The organism is Thermohalobaculum sediminis (assembly GCF_023487995.1).
GTDB lineage: Bacteria > Pseudomonadota > Alphaproteobacteria > Rhodobacterales > Rhodobacteraceae > Thermohalobaculum > Thermohalobaculum sediminis.
The window spans coordinates 382,866-399,967 of sequence record NZ_JAMFKN010000001.1; the positions used below are offsets into that span (position 1 = coordinate 382,866).

Annotated in this window: 15 protein-coding genes; 4 read left to right on the forward strand and 11 right to left on the reverse strand. The window is 71.6% G+C overall.

Annotated elements, in window-relative coordinates:
* Window positions 1-93: 93 nt before the first annotated feature.
* Together M1105_RS01820 and M1105_RS01825 are read right to left on the reverse strand one after the other, a co-directional pair.
* Window positions 94-306 carry a hypothetical protein gene (locus M1105_RS01820; RefSeq protein WP_249578639.1) on the reverse strand — a complete coding sequence of 71 codons (213 nt, stop codon included), beginning with the start codon at window positions 304-306 and terminating at the stop codon, window positions 94-96.
* 15 nt (window positions 307-321) lie between these two features.
* Window positions 322-1,740 (reverse strand): helix-turn-helix domain-containing protein, encoded by a 1,419-nt coding sequence (locus tag M1105_RS01825; RefSeq protein ID WP_249578640.1) that lies wholly within the window; start codon window positions 1,738-1,740, stop codon window positions 322-324.
* 249 nt (window positions 1,741-1,989) lie between these two features.
* On the opposite strand from M1105_RS01825, the gene M1105_RS01830 reads away from it, so the two are divergent.
* Complete coding sequence (locus M1105_RS01830) at window positions 1,990-3,189, forward strand: aminotransferase class V-fold PLP-dependent enzyme (protein ID WP_249578641.1); 1,200 nt, start codon at window positions 1,990-1,992, stop codon at window positions 3,187-3,189.
* Window positions 3,190-3,451: 262 nt separating this feature from the next.
* On the opposite strand, the gene M1105_RS01835 is transcribed toward M1105_RS01830, so the two are convergent.
* From M1105_RS01835 to bchI, 5 genes are read right to left on the reverse strand one after another with little or no spacing between them, the layout of a single operon-like run.
* A complete protein-coding gene (locus tag M1105_RS01835; protein ID WP_249578642.1) occupies window positions 3,452-4,516 on the reverse strand; it encodes a phytoene/squalene synthase family protein in 1,065 nt (354 codons plus the stop codon).
* Window positions 4,497-6,026, reverse strand: a complete 1,530-nt coding sequence (locus tag M1105_RS01840; RefSeq protein WP_249578643.1) for a phytoene desaturase — start codon at window positions 6,024-6,026, stop codon at window positions 4,497-4,499. The genes M1105_RS01835 and M1105_RS01840 overlap by 20 nt, the downstream gene beginning before the upstream one ends.
* Entirely contained in the window at window positions 6,023-6,976 is a 954-nt protein-coding gene (gene bchO, locus M1105_RS01845) for an alpha/beta fold hydrolase BchO (protein ID WP_249578644.1), read from the reverse strand. The genes M1105_RS01840 and bchO overlap by 4 nt, the downstream gene beginning before the upstream one ends.
* A 10-nt stretch (window positions 6,977-6,986) precedes the next feature.
* Window positions 6,987-8,753: a magnesium chelatase subunit D gene (locus tag M1105_RS01850; RefSeq protein WP_319936755.1), complete on the reverse strand. Its 1,767-nt coding sequence runs from the start codon at window positions 8,751-8,753 to the stop codon at window positions 6,987-6,989.
* Window positions 8,754-8,768: 15 nt separating this feature from the next.
* Window positions 8,769-9,782: a magnesium chelatase ATPase subunit I gene (gene bchI / locus M1105_RS01855; RefSeq protein ID WP_249578645.1), complete on the reverse strand. Its 1,014-nt coding sequence runs from the start codon at window positions 9,780-9,782 to the stop codon at window positions 8,769-8,771.
* Window positions 9,783-10,022: 240 nt separating this feature from the next.
* Here bchI and M1105_RS01860 point away from each other — a divergent pair, with 240 nt between their 5' ends.
* A complete protein-coding gene (locus M1105_RS01860; RefSeq protein WP_249578646.1) occupies window positions 10,023-11,387 on the forward strand; it encodes a glutamate--cysteine ligase in 1,365 nt (454 codons plus the stop codon).
* A 67-nt stretch (window positions 11,388-11,454) separates the two neighbouring features.
* On the opposite strand, the gene M1105_RS01865 is transcribed toward M1105_RS01860, so the two are convergent.
* From M1105_RS01865 to M1105_RS01875, 3 genes are all read right to left on the reverse strand, one after another.
* Window positions 11,455-12,030 (reverse strand): NAD(P)H-dependent oxidoreductase, encoded by a 576-nt coding sequence (locus M1105_RS01865; RefSeq protein WP_249578647.1) that lies wholly within the window; start codon window positions 12,028-12,030, stop codon window positions 11,455-11,457.
* A 70-nt stretch (window positions 12,031-12,100) separates the two neighbouring features.
* Complete coding sequence (locus M1105_RS01870) at window positions 12,101-13,267, reverse strand: NAD(P)/FAD-dependent oxidoreductase (RefSeq protein WP_249578648.1); 1,167 nt, start codon at window positions 13,265-13,267, stop codon at window positions 12,101-12,103.
* Window position 13,268: 1 nt separating this feature from the next.
* Complete coding sequence (locus M1105_RS01875; protein ID WP_249578649.1) at window positions 13,269-14,942, reverse strand: thiamine pyrophosphate-binding protein; 1,674 nt, start codon at window positions 14,940-14,942, stop codon at window positions 13,269-13,271.
* 132 nt (window positions 14,943-15,074) lie between these two features.
* Between M1105_RS01875 and M1105_RS01880 the strand changes: the two genes are divergently transcribed.
* Complete coding sequence (locus M1105_RS01880) at window positions 15,075-16,205, forward strand: carboxylate-amine ligase (RefSeq protein ID WP_249578650.1); 1,131 nt, start codon at window positions 15,075-15,077, stop codon at window positions 16,203-16,205.
* An 11-nt stretch (window positions 16,206-16,216) separates the two neighbouring features.
* Window positions 16,217-16,507 carry a DUF1330 domain-containing protein gene (locus M1105_RS01885; RefSeq protein WP_249578651.1) on the forward strand — a complete coding sequence of 97 codons (291 nt, stop codon included), beginning with the start codon at window positions 16,217-16,219 and terminating at the stop codon, window positions 16,505-16,507.
* A gap of 19 nt (window positions 16,508-16,526) precedes the next feature.
* Here the strand turns inward: M1105_RS01885 and M1105_RS01890 are convergent, their stop codons facing one another.
* Window positions 16,527-17,066 (reverse strand): hypothetical protein, encoded by a 540-nt coding sequence (locus M1105_RS01890; RefSeq protein WP_249578652.1) that lies wholly within the window; start codon window positions 17,064-17,066, stop codon window positions 16,527-16,529.
* Window positions 17,067-17,102 lie beyond the last annotated feature (36 nt).

Below are 17,102 nucleotides of genomic sequence, written 5' to 3' on the forward strand. Positions count from 1 at the left end.
CCGACCGCGGGTGTCTGCGCCGTCACCTAAGGCGCGACGGGCGCGGTGGCAAGCGCAGGCTTGCGGCCCGCGACACCATGCGCGCCCGCGGGCTCAGTCGCGCCGGGGCGGCCGGGCGACCGTGTCCCAGAACACATCCTCGGCGCTGCGCCGGGCGGGCGGCGCGGGTTGCCCACCATCCGCTTGATTGCGCGCCTTGTCCTCGGCGATCGAGCGGCGGACGACGCGCAGCTGCCACAGGCAGAAGGCCAGGATGCCGCCGAAGAACACCACGATCTCGATCAGCCCGTAGATCGTTGCATCCATCTCGCCTGCCTCGCCTCAGCTCTCGAACCGCGTCTCGCCCCGGCGGTGCACGTCGATGGGAAGCTCGAGGTGCACCGGCTGGTGCGCTCGCTGGGCGCAGTGCTGACGCGGGCAGAGCCGGCAGTTGATGCCGATCGGCGTGAACAGCCCCGGGTCCCCCATCTGGAACGACGCCGCGTAGGTCAGCTTCGCGGCATGCTCGATGGCGCAGCCAAGGGTCACGGCCAGCCGGTTGTCCTGCGTCTGCCGCGCGAGCACCGGGCGGTCCACCGTGCGGTTGATGGTGAAGTAGCGCGACCCGTCGGGCATTTCCACGAATTGCGGGATGACGCGCCCCGGCGTGCGGAACGACACGTGGATGTCGAGCCGCGGGCAGGCGCCGCCATATTGCGCCAGGTGGAAGGCGGTGGCGTTGAACCGCTTGGTGACGTTCCCGGCCTTGTCGATGCGCATGAAGAAGAACGGCACGCCCGCGCGCCCCTCGCGCCCCAGCGTCGTCAACCGGTGGCAGACCTGCTCGAAGCTCACGCCGAAGCGCGCGGCGATCTGGTCGATGTCGTAGCCGGTGCGATCGGCCTCGCGCAGCACGCGGTCATAGGGCATCAGCACGGCGGCGGCGAAGTAGTTCGCAAGCTCGACCCGGCAGCGAGCCTGCTCGCGCGCGCCCTTGATCCCGGCGCCCTCGATCAGCCTGTCCATCGCGTCGCGATGCTCGATCAGGCCCAGCATGTGGGTGAGCTGGAACACCCGGTTCGGGTAGTCGAGGCCCTGGCTCAGCAGGATGCGCCGCTCGGTCTCGTCGTAATAGCGCAGCGCGTTGGGCATGGCGGCCACTGGCACCACTTGCGAGGTGATGCCGTGCTTCCGGTCGAGCCGGCGCTTGAGGTAGACGTAGAACTCGTCCAGCTCGACCTCCTCGCCCTCGCGGAAATCGTCGGCGGCGTCCTCCAGCGGCTCGAAATGGTTGCGGTGCTGGCGGAACAGGTCGTGCACCACCGTCTCGGGGTTGGTGCCCAGAAGGCGCCGGGCGGTGTCCTTGTCGCCCTCGGTGACCGAGAGCAGCCGCTCGGTCAGCTGGCGATAGCTCTTGTGCAGGGTGATAAAGGAGTGCGCCAGCCGCGGCGCGTGGTCGAGCGCCGCGCGCAGCTCCTCGATGTCGGGGCGGGTCTGCGAGAACAGCGGGTCCTGCACCACGTTGCGCAAGTCCGCCAGTTGCGTCGGCCCGTCGTCCTTGACGATGTCGCGCCAGTCGACGCCATAGACCTCGGAGAGCTTCATCAGCACCTGTACCGAGACCGAGCGCTGGTTGTTCTCGAGAAGGTTCACATAGGCCGAACTCAGCCCCAGCGCGCGGGCCATTTCGGCCTGCGTCTGGCGATGCTCGCGCCTCAGCTGACGCAGCCGCGGCCCGATGAAATTCTTCTGTGCCTTCATGGCTTGCGCCCCTCTGTCAGCAGCCGGCCGGCTGCGGCGAAATGGCCGCGCGGAGGCCGGTGTTCTTCCACTTTGCGGAAGGACGGTTACAAGATTTACACATGTCAAGTTTGTAAGCAACACTTACAACTTGCCAACCCTGTTTCACTGGCCGCAGCGGGCTGCCGTTGCTAATTGGCATACCAGCAGGAGCGGCCAAGGCGCCGCGACCGGCCAACGACAGATCAATGGGAAATAGGGGAAGACGCCATGAAGACCGGTTTTGCGCATCTCTTCATCCCGGGGCCGACCAACATCCCCGAGGATGTCCGACAGGCGATGAACGTGCCCATGCAGGACATGCGCGCGCCCGACTTCGGCGACCTGACCAAGCCCCTCTTCGCGGGCCTCAAGCGCGTCTTCAAGACCGAGACCGGGCGCATCTTCATGTATCCCTCGTCGGGCACCGGCGCCTGGGAGGCGGCGATCACCAACACGCTGAACCCCGGCGACAAGGTGCTGATGAGCCGCTTCGGCCAGTTCAGCCACCTTTGGGTCGACATGGCCGAGCGCCTCGGCCTCGACGTCCACGTGATCGACTGCGAGTGGGGCACAGGCGTGCCGCTCGACGCCTACGCGCGGGTGCTCGAGGCCGACAGGACGCACGCCATCAAGGCCGTGTTCGCCACGCAGAACGAGACCGCGACGGGCGTGACCTCGGACGTGGCGGCGGTGCGGCGCGTGCTCGACGCGGCCGGCCACCCGGCGATGCTGTTCGTCGATGGCGTGTCCTCGATCGGCTCGATCGACTTCCGCATGGACGAGTGGGGCGTCGACCTCGCCGTGGCGGGCTCGCAGAAGGGCTTCATGCTGCCGGCGGGCCTGTCGATGCTGGGCGTCTCGCAGCGCGCGCTCGAGGCCTCCAAGACCGCGACCATGAAGCGGTGCTACTTCGACTTCGTCGACATGATGAAGGTGAACGATGATGGCTATTTCCCCTACACGCCGCCGACCCAGCTGTTCCATGGGCTGAAGGCCTCGCTCGCCCGGATCGAGCGCGAAGGGCTCGAGAACGTCTTTGCCCGCCACTACCGCCTGGCCGAGGGCGTGCGCCGCGCGGTCGATGCCTGGGGTCTCAGGCTCTGCGCCAAGGGGCCGGAGTGGCAGTCGGACACCGTGTCGGCCATCATGGTCCCCGAGGGGATCGACGCGCGCAACGTGATCAGGGCGGGCTATGCCAAGTATTCGATCTCGTTTGGCACCGGCCTTTCCAAGGTCATGGGCAAGGTCTTCCGCATCGGCCATCTGGGCGATCTGAACGAGGGTATGTGCCTCACGGCCCTTTCGCTCGCCGAGATGTCGCTGAGGGATGCGGGCTGCCGGGTCGATCTCGGCTCGGGCGTCGGGGCCGCGCAGGCCTGGTATCTCGAGGCGCAGGAAACGGCAGCCGCGCGCCAGGCCGCCGAGTAACCCTCGGCGCGAACAGTCTCCCAGGCGGCGCCGGTCAAGTCCCCGATCGGCGCCTTATCCTAAACCCCGGGCTTGTCCCGGGGTTCTTTTTTTGTGCCATGGTTTTGTGCCATGGGCCCGTTTTCCCGCGCCGCCCCCGGCCTGACCCGGGGCCTCGCCGAGCACCGCATCGTCACCCCAGGGGGGGACACGGAGACCCCGGCTCGACGGCCGGGGCAGCGCAAGCGCCGGGCGGGCGGCCCGTCGCGGCCCGTCGAAACCCTCAGCCCCGCACGATCCGGATGGCCCCCGAGTCCGGCCCACGCGTGCGGCGCCCCTGCTCGAGCAGCATCTCGATGGTCCACATCACCCGCCCCACGCTGCGTGGGCGCGCGGCCCAGACCGGCTGCGGCTCGACCGCCTCCACCAGGAATCGCGTCTCGTCGAGCGGCGCGAGGCCGCGTGCGCCGGCCACCGGCAGCCGTGCGCCGAGGCTCGCTGCTGCCAGCAGTCCGAGCTTGCGCCCCCGCCCCACCACCGCCCGCGAGGCGACGGAATCGAAGCCCCGCGCCGCCACCTCGCGCCCGATCTCGCGGTAGATCAGCCGCGCCGCCGCGATCGCCGGACGGCAGTCGGCCGGCAGCATCGCGATGCCGGGGGCGGCGCGGTCATAGAGCCGCTCGGCCTCGGCCAGCAGCCGCGACACCACCTGCCCCAGCGCCGGGGCGAAGGTCGGCGCGGCGAGGAAGCGATCGGCGTCGATCCCGGCCTCGCGCAGCCACGCGCGCGGCAGGTAGAGCCGCCCGGCGCGGGCATCCTCGCCCACGTCGCGCGCGATGTTGGAAAGCTGCATGGCGCAGCCGAGATCGCAAGCCCGCGCCAGCGCCGCGCGGTCTCGCACTCCCATCAGCAGCGTCATCATCGCGCCCACCGTGCCCGCGACACGGGCGGAATAGGCGTGGAGGTCCGCAAGCGTCTCGTATCGCCGCCCGCCCGCGAGATCCCAGGCGAGCCCTTCGATCAGCGCCTCGGGCAACGCGCGGGGGATGGCGTGGCGGGCCACGGTGTCGGCAAAGGCGCGGTCCACCGGGTGCGGCTCGGGCGCCCCCGCATAGACCCGCGCCAGCCGCTCGGACAGCCGCGCCACCGCGTCCGCCCGGCCGCCCAGGTCGACCGCATCATCCGCCGCGCGGCAGAAGGCATAGAGCGCATAGGCCGGCTGGCGCACCCGGCGCGGCAGGACCAGCGAGGCCGCGTGGAACGACTTCGAGCCATGCCGGATCATCGCGCGGCAGGCCGCGTGATCCCCGGCCGAGGCGAGGGCGAGCTCAGACCAGGCTTTGCGCATCGGGCACCATTTCGTCGACGATCTGCGCCGAGGTCAGCACGCCCGGCACGCCCGCGCCGGGATGCGTGCCGGCGCCCACCAGATACAGCCGCTCGATCCCCTCGGCCCGGTTGTGCGGGCGGAACCACGCGGACTGGAACAGCGTGGGCTCGAGGCTGAAGCCCGCGCCCTTGAGCGACAGAAGCTCGTCATGGAAGTAGTTCGGCGTCACCACCCGCTGGCTGACGACATGCGCGCCCAGCCCCGGCAGCACGGTCTCCTCGAGCCGGGCCTGAATGCGCGCGCGGTAGCCCTCGGCCTCGGCCTGCCAGTCCACGCCGCCGTCGAGATGCGGCACCGGCGACAGGGCATAGTAGGTGTCGCAGCCCGGCGGCGCGAGCGAGGGATCGGTCGCGGTCGGGCGGTGCAGGTAGAGGCTGAAATCCTGTGCCAGCCGCTTGCGGCGGAAGATGTCGTCCAAGAGGCCCTTGTAGCGCGGCCCCAGCACCAGCGTGTGGTGGTGCACGTCCTCCCACCGCCGGTCGGTGCCGAAATACCAGACGAACAGGCCCATCGAGTAGTCGGCTGCCTCGATCTTTCGGTCGGTCCACCGCCTGCGGTGCTCGGGCCGGATCAGGTGGCGCCAGGTCCAGCCCGCATCGGCGTTCGAGACCACGATGTCGGCCGGGATCTCCTCGCCCGTCGCCAGCCGCACGCCGGTCGCCCGGCCCCGGTTGACGAGGATCTCGGCCACGTCCGCGCCCAGGCGAACCCGGTTGCCCTGCCCCTCGACCAGCCGAACCATGCCGGCGATCAATGCCCCCGTGCCACCCATCGCGAAATGCACGCCCCAGCGGCGTTCCAGCGCGAGGATCAGCAGATAGATGGCTGTCGTGCCATGCGGATTGCCACCGATCAGCAGCGGGTGGTAGCTGAACGCCACCTGCAGGCGCGGATCCCGCAGATACAGCTTGACCCCCTGCGCCACGGTCCGGTGCCCGCCGCGCGCGAGGATGCCCGGCAGCGCCCTCAGCATCGTGCGGATGCGCGAGAACTCCATCGTGCCGAGCTTGAGGAAGCCGTATCTGAACTTCTCCTCGGACGAGACCAGCAGCCGCTCGTAGCCCGCGACATCGCCGGGCGACAGGCGCGCGACCTCGGCCCGCATCTTCTCGGGATCGCCCGAGCAGTCGATATGGCTGCCGTCGTCGAAGCGGATGCGGTAGAAGGGGTCCATCGCCCGCAATTCCACGTCGTCGGAAAGGCGCTTGCCCGCCAGCGCCCACAGCTCCTCCAGCAGGTGGGGCAGGGTGATGATCGTGGGCCCGGCGTCGAAGGTGAAGCCGTCCTGCCGGAACACCCGCGCCCGACCGCCGGGGGTGTCGAGGCGCTCCAGCACGGTGACGCGATAGCCCCGCGCGCCCAGCCGGATGGCGGTGGCAAGCCCGCCGAAGCCCGAGCCGATCACCACCGCGTGGGGCTGCCTGCGCCTCAGCGCGTCGTTGGGGAGGGAGCGGTCGATGGCCGTCATTGGCGTGCCTTCTCGTTGGTGTCCGCGTCCTCGCGGGCATCCGGGCCGCCGCCGCCTTGCGGTCGCGTCGTGCCCGCTGCGGCCTCGGCGATCAGGGCGAGGGCGCGCGCGGGGTCTTCCTCGTGCGCGAGATGCCCAAGGCCCGGCAGCGCCACCACCCGCGCGCCGGGCACCCGGGCCGCGATCTCGCGCGCCTCGGCAGGGTCGACGGCACGGTCGGCCGTGCCCACCGCCAGCGTCAGCGGCGGGCCGAGGCGCGGCAGGTCCGCGACGAGGGGCGCGAGGTCCCAGCTCGCCATCATCCGCAGCGCCGCCGCGACATGGCCCGGTGCCCGGATCAGCCGGCGGTAGAGCGCGAGGCCCGCGGGGTCGAGCCGCGAGCCGGTGCCGAGGATCAGCCGCTCGATCGAGGCAGGGTCGGTCACCGCTCCCAGCGCGAAGAAGCGCGGCGCGATCGGGTTGAGCACCAGGAGCCGCGCGAGCGGCGGGAACACCTGCCCCGCCATCCCCTTGAACGGCAGGAAGGCGCCGTTGAAGGCAACAACGGCGCCCGGCGCGATGCGGCCGTCCAGCGCCATGCGGCAGAGGATCGCCGCCCCCGCGGAATGCCCCACCGCCAGCGCAGGCGAAGCACCCAGCGCGCCCAGCAGCTCGCCGAGGAGCCGCGACATGCCCGGCAGCGACAGCCCGCCTACCGGCGGCGTCTGCGTGAAGCCATGCCCCGGCAGGTCGGGCACGATCACCCGGAAGCGGCGCGAGAGCGGCCCGAACAGGTCGCGCCAGCTCATGCCCGCGGCGCCCGTGCCGTGCGCCATGAGCAGGTCCGGCCCCTCGCCCGCCACCTGCACGTGCCACTCGAGCCCGCCCGCGCGAATGAAACGGCTGGCGTCCGAATGCGGCCAGCGGCTGCGCTCGCGGGTCCAGTCGGGCTTGCCGGGCGAGAACATCATCGCGCGCCCCTCATCCGGCCGGCGAGGCGGCGCGAACGGCGTCGCTGAGCCGCCGGGCGTCGGCCCGCGGCAGGGCAAGATAGCTCGCGCCCATCGCCCCCGCGATGGCGCGGGCCTCCGGCGCCGGGCGGGGCGAGGTGTCGATCAGGATCGAGCTCACGCCATCGGCCCTGAGGCGCCGGGCCGCGGCCTGCGCCTCCTCGGCCGCGCGGGAACGCCCGCCCGCCCCGTCGCGCGCAACATTGGCCTTGCCGTCGGTCAGCACCACCACCACCGGCGTCTGCCCGCGCCGCGCCACCGCCCCCGCCACCTCGGCCGCCGCGTCGAGCGCCGCGGCGAGCGGCGTGCCGCCGCCGCCCGGCAGGCCCGCGAGGCTGCGCTTGGCACGCAAGAGCGAGCGGGTCGGCGGCAGGACCAGCTCGGCCCCCTGCCCCCGGAAGCTGATCAGCGCCACGTGGTCGCGCCGCCGGTAGGCCTCGGCCAGCATCAGCTCCACCGCCCCCTTGGCCTCGGCGAGCCGCGCGAGCGCCGAAGAGCCCGAGGCGTCCACCACGAACAGCGTCGTCGTCTCGGCCCGCTCGCGGAAGCGGCGGATGCGGAAGTCGTCGCGTCGCACCTCGATGAGCGCGCCGCCCGCGCGCTGGCGCAGCGGCTGCCAGGGCGCCGCCGCCCGCAGCGTGTCGATGAGCGCGAGCCGCGCGCCGCCCCTCGGCTCGCCCCGCCGGGCGCCGAGCGGCCGGCCCCGCAGGACCGAGGAACGCACCTGCCCCGCCTTGCCCTGCCCGCCGCCCGGCCGCGCCGCACCGGCGCGCAGCCGGTCGAGCACCCCCTCGGGCAGCGCCGCCTCGACGGCCGCGAGCAGGATCTCGTCGAGCGGCGGCAGGGGGCGCGCGTCGTCCTCGGTGGCCGCTTCGGGCGGGCTCTCGGGCTCGGGCGCCTCGTCGGGCGGCGGCGCGGTCTCCTCCGGCGCGGGCAGGCACGTGGCGCGCGGCGCGAGCACCAGCTGCACGGCGAGCGCAAGGTCCGTCTCCTCCACCGCCGCGCGACCGTCGAGCGCGGCGAGCGCACGGGCCGCGCGCAGCGCCATCTGCGGCGCGCGCAGCGATCCGATGCCCAGCACCGCCGCGGTGGCGCAGAGCGCCTCGACCATCCCCTCGCCCGCCGCGACCGACGCGAGACGCGCGCGCGCGGCATCGATCTCGGCCCGGCCATGCTCGGGCGGCGCGAGATCGCGGATCGAGACGGCCCCGAGATCGAGCCAGAAGCCCAGCCGGTCGGTCAGCGCAGCGGCCGGCGCCTCGTCCGCCGCGATCCCCTCGTCGAGCGCCACGACCCCCAGCCGCGCTGCATGGCGTGCGCGCAGCCCCTCGCGCTCGATGCGGATCGCCCCCTCGTCGAGCGCGGCGGCAAGATGCGCCACCACGCTGCGCGGCAACCGCTCGGCGCCCGGCAGGATCAGGAGCCCGCCATCAGCCTCGGCGATCAGCCCGGCCTGCCCCACCGGCCGCCCCGCCGCCAGCGTCGCCGCGAGATCGAGCCCACCGAGCAGCCGGTCCTCGCCCACTCCCAGCGGAACCCGCCGCCAGGGCGCGCCCTCGGGGCAGAGGCGCCGCAGGTGGTCGAGGAAGGCATCGCGCGCAGGGCCCGGCAGCGCGCGCAGCCGCACGCCGCCCAGTCCGTGGGGATCGACCGCGAGCACCGTGGCGGCGAGGATCGCGAAGCCCCAGGCGGCGGCTCCGCCGCCGTCCCCGGGCTCGCCTGCCGCCATGTCGCGCATCGCGCCCTGCCCCTCTCAGGCGCCGAGCAGGTCGGCCACCGCGCGCTCGACCCGCACCGTCGAGCCGGTGTCGTCGAGCGGGTTGCGCCGCAGCCGGTGCCTCAGCGCCATCGGCGCCACGCGGCGCAGGTGGCTGTCGGTCACGCGCCCGGCCCCTTCGAGCGCCGCGAGCGCCCGTGCCGCCCGGATCAGCGTGAGTTCCCCCCGCAGCCCGTCGGTGCCAAGACCGATGCAAAGCTCGGCCGACCGCTCGCGCATCGGATCGGGCACCTCGACCCCACCCAGCCGGGCCCGCGCGGACAGGATGCGTCGGCCGCATTCCGCGTCCTCGCCCGCCCAGCGGGCGGTGAACCCCTCGGGGTCACGCTCGAAGGCATCGCGGCGGCGGACCACCTCGATCCGCGTGGGCACGTCGCCGGGTGTGCGCACCTCGACCGCGAGGCCGAAGCGGTCGAGCAACTGCGGGCGAAGTTCGCCTTCCTCGGGGTTGCCCGAGCCGACCAGCACGAATCGCGCCGGGTGCCGCACGGAAAGACCCTCCCGCTCGACCACGTTCTCGCCCGAGGCCGCGACGTCGAGCAGCAGGTCCACCAGGTGATCTTCCAGCAGGTTCACCTCGTCGATATACAGAAACCCGCGATGCGCGCGCGCCAGCAGCCCCGGCTCGAACGCCTTCTCGCCCGTCGTCAGGGCGCGCTCGAGGTCCAGCGCACCCACCACGCGGTCCTCGGTCGCCCCCAGCGGCAGGTCGACCACCGGCACCGGGACGTCCACCGCTTCCGCCGCGCCCCCGGCACAGGCGGGACAGAACGACGTGGGCGCGTCCGGGTCGCAGTTGAAGCGGCAGCCCCTGATCGCGCGCATTGGCGGCAACAGCGCCGCGAGCGCCCGAATCGTGGTCGATTTGCCGGTGCCGCGATCGCCGAAGGCCAGCACGCCGCCGATCGCGGGCTCGACCGCGGCGATCAGCAGCGCGTCCTTCATCTCCTGCTGTCCCACGATGGCCGAGAATGGGAAGAGTGCAGGCATATCGGACCCCCGTCCTCTGCGCCGGCCAGCCGCCCGCGCGAAGCGTCAACTTGAATTGACAGTCTAGCATTCAATTTTTCCAGACAACAAGTGCCGCGATCCTGTCACCCGCGGCGAGGGTGCAATCCGTCTCACATCAAGATTTCGTGTGCGCCCGTCCCCGCAACTGCGGGCTTGCCGCGCGACGCCCCCTCGATTACGTCCCGCGAGGTTCGAGAGGCGGCGAGAGAGGGAAGCCCGATGTCGATCCCGCAGCAGGGTGGCGGTCCCGTCGAGGGTGTCGAGGATCTCGTCGGCTGGATGGCCGCGGGCTGCAAGCCGCGGGATGCCTGGCGCATCGGCACCGAGCACGAGAAGTTCGGCTATGACAAGGCGGCCCTGAAACCCCTGCCCTACGAGGGCGCGTGTTCGGTCAGGGCGATGCTCGAAGGCTTGCGCGACCGCTTCGGCTGGGCGCCGGTGCTCGAGCAGGGCAACATCATCGGCCTGACCAAGGACGGCGCGAACGTGTCCCTGGAACCAGGCGGCCAGTTGGAGCTGTCGGGCGCGCCGCTCGAGACGATCCACCAGACCTGCGACGAGGTGAACGCGCATCTGGCCGAGGTGAAGGCCGTGGCCGACGCGATCGGCGCGGGCTTCATCGGGCTCGGCGCCGCGCCCATCTGGCGGCACGAGGACATGGACCGGATGCCCAAGGGGCGCTACCGGCTGATGACCGCCTACATGGGCCGGGTCGGCACGCATGGCACGCAGATGATGTATCGCACCTGCACCGTGCAGGTGAACCTCGACTTCGCCTCGGAAGCCGACATGGTCAAGAAGCTGCGCGTCTCGCTGGCGCTCCAGCCGCTCGCGACCGCGCTGTTCGCCAATTCGCCGTTCTTCGAGGGCAAGCCCAACGGGTTCCTCAGCTGGCGCTCGCGCATCTGGCGCGACCTCGACCCGGCGCGGACCGGCACGCTGCCCTTCGCCTTCGAGGACGGCATGGGCTTCGAGCGCTATGTGGACTACGCGCTCGATGTGCCGATGTATTTCGTCTACCGCGACGGCAAGTACATCGACGCGCTGGGCCAGTCGTTCCGCGACTTCATGGCCGGTCGCCTGCCCGCCCTGCCGGGCGAGAAGCCCACGCTGGGCGACTGGGCCGACCACCTGACGACGCTGTTCCCCGAGGCGCGCGTCAAGCGCTTCATCGAGATGCGCGGCGCCGATGGTGGCCCGTGGCGCAGGCTGTGCGCGCTGCCGGCGCTGTGGGTCGGGCTGCTCTACGACGACACCGCGCTCGACGCCGCGTGGCAGATGGCGAAGGACTGGACGGCCGAGGAGCGCGAGCAGCTTCGCATCGACGCCTCGCGCCAGGGGCTGAAGGCCACGATCCGCGGGCGCAGCCTGCAGGACATCGCGAAGGAAGCGCTGGGCATCGCGCGGGCCGGCCTCGCCGCACGGGCCCGCGCGCAGGGCTTCGACCGGGACGAGACGCACTTCCTCAACGCGCTGCACGAGATCGCCGACAGCGGCGTGACCCCGGCCGAGGAACTGCTCGCCCGCTACCATGGCGACTGGAAGGGCGATCTGAGCCGCATCTACGCGGAATATTCCTACTGAGCGCCACCGGGCAGGCCCCGGGGCGCGCCAGCCCGGGGCCCGGCCCGATCGCGCCGCGCCGCGGCGATCAGATCCCGCGCCGCCCCAGCGCCTGTACCTCCTCCAGCCAACGCGCCCGCTGTTCGGGCGTCGAGATGTCCACCATGCCGAAATAGGTGCGCCGCACCGGCCCGATCCCGGCATGTTCGAGGATCTGCTTCGAGAAGGTCCGCGCCGAGCGCGCGCCGGCAACGAAGCGATAGACCATCACCGGCATCTGCATCGTCACGATCACCCGGGCCGAGCGCCCCGTCAGCAGCGGACGATACCAGGGCGGCCCGTCGATCTTCTCGGCCGCCCAGCCCATCTGGAACACGCGCTCGATGAAGCCCTTCATCAGCGCGGGAGCCGAGCCGAACCACATCGGCCAGACCCAGACCGAATGCTGCGCCGCCCCGATCGCCGCCTGCGCGGCCATCAGGTCAGGCTCGAGCGGCTGGTCGCCCTTGAAGCCGCCATGCAGGATCGGGTCGAAGCCGAGATCGGCCAACCGGATGACCTCGACCTCGTGCCCGGCCTCGCGCGCGCCTTGGGCGTAGCTGTCGCCCAGCGCCTCGCAGAAGCTGCGCGGCCGCGGATGGCCGACGATGACGGCGATCTTCATGGGGCCCCTCCTGTCCGGTCGGGGGCACCATGGGGGGAATCAGCCCGCGCGCGCCTTGCGCCGGATCAAGTCAGTAGATCCCGGCCTCTGCATTCGGCGCGCCCCCCTCCATTCGCATGATGCCGAGCGCGGAGAGGTCGAGCGTGCGATAGCCGCCATCCATGATCAGCTCGGCAATCCCCCGCCCCACCGCCGGCGCCTGCTGCAAGCCATGGCCCGAGAAGCCATTGGCGAAGATCAGGTTCGCGCAAGCATCGTGCAACCCGATCACGGCGTTCTGGTCGAGCGTGTTCCAGGCGTAATGGCCTGCCCAGACGCCGGTCAGCCGGATCGCCTCGAAGGCGGGCGAGCGGGCGGCCAGCAGCGGCCAGACGGTCTCCTCGAACTCGGCATAGCGCGGCTCGAAGTCGTCGTGATCGACGGCGGGGTCGGGATCGGGGCCTATGCCCGCAATGAAGCCCTCGCCTTCGGGCCGGCACCACAGGCGCGAGGCGTCGATCATCAGCGGCAGCCGCCCCGCGGGCGGCGTCTGGCAGGTGAAATGGAAGACCGTGCGCTTCCTCGGCTCGACCGCGAGGTCGATTCCCGCCCAGCCCGCGACCAGCGCGGCCCGGGTGCCCGCGGCGTTCACGACATGGCCGCAGGCGATCTCGGCCCCCGAAGCGAGCCGGACCGCCGCCACCCGGTCGCCCGCCATCTTGACCCCCACCGCCTCGTCGCGCCGCCACTCGGCCCCCGCGGCCTGCGAGCCCACGCGAAGGCCGCGCAGCAAGGCCATGTTGTCGAACCATCCCTCGCCCGACAGGCCCAGCGAGCCGAGCGCCAGACCCTCGACGTTCAGATGCGGAAATCGCGCCGCGATCTCCGGCGGCGCGAGCAGCGCCACATCCGCCCCGCAGGCCCGTTGCAGCGCATGGTTGCGCCGCAGCGCCGCCGCGCCCGCCTCGTCGCCCGCGAGGATCAGGTACCCGTTCTCGCGGAAGCTCAGTCCCTCGCAATCCGGTCCGCGAAATTCCCGAATGAAATCTGTCCCGTATTGCGAGATCCTGATGTTCGTCTCGTTCGAGAACTGGTGTCGGATGCCCGAAGCCGCCAGCGCCGTCGAGGCCTTGGCATAGGCCGGGTCGCGCTCGAGCACCACCACCCGCCCCCAGAACCGCCGGGCAGCCTTGAGGTGCCAGGCGACCGAGGCCCCCGTGACCGCGCCGCCGATGACGACGACATCCGCCGTCTCCATCTCAGCGCGCGCCGCCCGCGCGGATCTGGCTCAGCGTCTGGCCGGGTGTGAGGCTCTCGGTCGCGATCACCAGCTCCAGCAGCGCCCCGGTGGGCGAGGCCAGCGCGCGCCCGAAGGCCGCCTCGAACTGCGCGGTCGCCTCGACCTTCTCGGCATGCATGCCATAGGCCCGGCCGATGGCGACGAAATCGGGGTTCACGATGTCGGTGCCCGAGACTCGGCCGGGATAGTTCCTCTCCTGATGCATGCGGATCGTGCCGTAACTGCTGTTGTTCACGACCAGAACCACCGGTCGGGCATCGGCCTGCATTGCCGTTCCCAGCTCCTGCATCGTCATCTGGAAATCGCCGTCGCCAGCGAAGCACACCACCGTGCGATGCGGCGCCACAACCTTCGCCGCCACCGCCGCCGGGATGCCGTAGCCCATCGCGCCCGACTGCGGCGCAAGCAGGCGGTGGCCGGGGCGATAGACGAAGAAGCGCCCCGACCAGATGGCGAAATTGCCCGCCCCGTTTGTGATGATCCCGTCGGCGGGCATCTTCGCGCGCACGACCTTCATCACTTCGCCCATGTCGAGGTCGCCGGGCTGCTTCGGGGCCGTCAGCGCCTTCTCGCAGCCCCCGCGCCCCTCTGCCCGCCAGCCCTCCCAATCGCCCTTCGGCGGCGGCAGGGCGCTCAGCGCGCGCAGGAAGTTCGCGGGGCCCGCAACCCAGGCATGCGGAGTCTGGTAGATCTTGCCCAGCTCGTCGGCCGAGGAGTGGACATGGATCAGCGTCTTGCCGCTCTCGGGCACCTGAAGCAGCGTGTAGCCGTCCGTCGTGTTCTCGCCGAAGCGGATGTTGATGGCGAGAAGCAGGTCGCACTCGCGCAGCATCCGCCGCACCTGCGCCGGCATCCCCACGCCCGCGTCACCGACATAGGACGGCGAGGCGTTGTCGAACAGGTCCGGGCAGCGGAACGTCACCGCCAGCGGCAGGCCCGCCGCCTCGACCCATTCGCGGAAGCCCGCCAGCGCCTCGCGCCCACGGCAGTTCACGGCGTCCCAGCCCGCGCCGCCCAGCAGGATCAGCGGGCGCTTCGCGGCCTCCAGCATCCGCACCGTCTCGACCGCCCAGGCGGGATCGCAGGCAGGCTCGGCGGGCTCGATGCGGTCCGCGAGCGGCGCGGCCTGGGTCTCGTCCACCAGCATGTCCTCGGGCAGCGCGATCACCACGGGGCCCGGACGGCCCGACAGGGCGACCCGCCAGGCGCGGCCGACGATTTCCGGGATGCGGGCGGCGTCGTCGATCTCGACCGCCCATTTCGCCACGGTCCCGAACATCGCGCGGTAGTCGACCTCCTGGAACGCTTCGCGCCCGCGCATGTCACGCCCGATCTGGCCCACGAACAGGATCATCGGCGTCGAGTTCTGCCGTGCCGTATGCACCCCGATCGAGGCGTTCGTCGCCCCCGGCCCGCGCGTGACGAAGCACAGGCCCGGCCGACCGGTCAGCTTGCCATAAGCCTCGGCCATGAAGGCCGCGCCCCCCTCCTGCCGGCACAGCACGAAGCGGATACGGCTGTCGTGGAGCGCGTCGAGCACCGCGAGATAGCTCTCGCCCGGCACGCCGAAGGCCGTGTCGGCGCCCTGCGAGGCCAGGCAGTCCACCAGAAGCTGCGCGCCGGTGCGGGTCATATTGCTCTCCCAAGGATTTGGTGCCGGGGCCATCTCGATCCGACCGGCGCCGTCCTGTCAACCGCAGCTTGGCGATTGACCGGACGCGGGCGGCACCCGATCCTGTGCTCCCGCGTGTGCAAGGGAGCGCCCATGATCGACCGCCCGTCGCTGACCATCGGCATCGAGGAGGAATACCTCATCGTCGATCGCGAGAGCCGCGACCTGGTGCGCGAGCCCTGCCCCGCGTTCCACGAGCGGCTCGAGGCCCTGCTGGGCCAGCGGGCGACGCGCGAATACCTGCAATGCCAGGTCGAGGTCGGCACCGGAATCCACCGCTCGGTCCCCGCCGCGCGGGGCGAGCTCGCCGAGCTGCGCGCGGGCGTGGCCGCCGCGGCGGCCGAGTTCGGCTACGCGCCAATCGCCGCCTCGACCCACCCCTTCGCCCGCTGGCGCGAGCAGACCCATACCCGCAAGCCGCGCTATGACGAGCTGCGTGCGGATCTGGGCCTTGCCGTGCGGCGGCTTCTGATCTGCGGCTGCCATGTCCATGTCGGCATCGAGGACGAGGACCTGCGCATCGACCTGATGAACCAGGCGGCCTATTTCCTGCCGCACCTGCTGGCACTGTCCTCGTCGTCGCCCTACTGGGAGGGCGAGGACACCCAGCTTGCCAGCTACCGCCTGACAGTGTTCGACGCGCTGCCGCGCACCGGGCTGCCCGACCCGCTGGCGTCCTTTGGCGAATACCGCCGGCTGGTCGATCAGCTGGTCGGCGCGGGCTGCATCGAGGATGCGACCAAGATCTGGTGGGACATCCGCCCCTCGGCCAAGTTCCCCACGCTGGAGCAGCGCGTCACGGACGTCTGCTCGCGGCTCGAGGATGCGGCCACCATCGCCGCGCTGTTCCAGTCGCTGATGGGCTTCCTGTTCCGCCTGCGCAGCCGCAACCAGCGCTGGCGCATCTATCCCGCGACGCTGATCCGCGAGAACCGCTGGCGCGCGCAGCGCTACGGGGTGGGCGGCAAGCTGGTCGATCACGGGCGGGCCGTGCTGGCCCCCCTGCCCGACCTGATCGAGGAGCTGATCGACCTTTTGTCCGAGGAGGCCGAGGTGCTGGGCTGCCACGCGGAACTGACGCATGCGCGCCGCATCGCCGCGGGCGGCACCTCGGCCGACCGCCAGCGCGCCGCCCATGCCGAGGCAGTTGCTGCGGGCGCAGGGCCCGAGGCCGCGCTCCGTGCCGTCGTGGACCGACTGATCGAGGAATTCACCGCAATCTGAAGGAGGCATCCATGGCCGTCTACCTGATCGTCGACACCAAGATCAGCGACCCCGCCATCTACGAGGACTACAAGGCCCGCGCCCGCCCGCTGATCGAGAAGCATGGCGGCGAGTATCTCGCGCGCGGCGGGGCGCTCGAGGTGTTCGAGGCCGACCTGTGGCACCCCACCCGCCTTGTGATCATCCGCTTCCCGAACATCGAGGCCGCCCGCGCCTGGCGCGACGACCCCGCCTACGCCGAATGTCGCGCAATCCGCCAGTCGGTTGCCAAGTCCACGCTCGCGGTGGTCGAGGGCCTCTGACCCCGACCCGTCGGCCTGCTCACCCCTGCGGGGCCGCGCCATCGGCCGCCGCGCTGGCCTCGGGCACGAGGTCGGGCAGGGCGCGGCGGCGGAAGCGCAGCTTGGTGTCCTCCATCTCGCCCGCGCCATAGCTTTGCTGCGGCAGGACGACCACGGCATCCTCGGGCCGGAAATGCGGCTCCCACGCGGTGTTGGTCACCACGCAGCGCGCCTGCGTGCCGGTCATGTCGTCGCGGAACGCCGCGCGCCGCATGAAGGTGAAACCCTGCACCACGTTGCGGCCGTCCATCTGGATCACGCCCGCCTGGGCAAACAGGTGATGCGTGCCGCTCGCCATGGTCGATTCGCCTCGCACCGTCCAGACGCCGCAGGCCGCCACCTTGCCCTTGTGCTCGAAGACCCGGGCGAGCGCGATGATCTCGTCGCCCCATTGCAGCCGCCCGCCGCCCGAGACGTAGCGCGCATCGACCCCCTCCGAGGCCATGCCGGTCTTGATGGTGCCGCTGCAGGCGCCAATCAGGATGGCCGCGCAAAGCGCGGCCCAGTTCGTCACGGTCATCATGCATCCTCCGCCCTGGTGCCTCGTGTCCCGAGG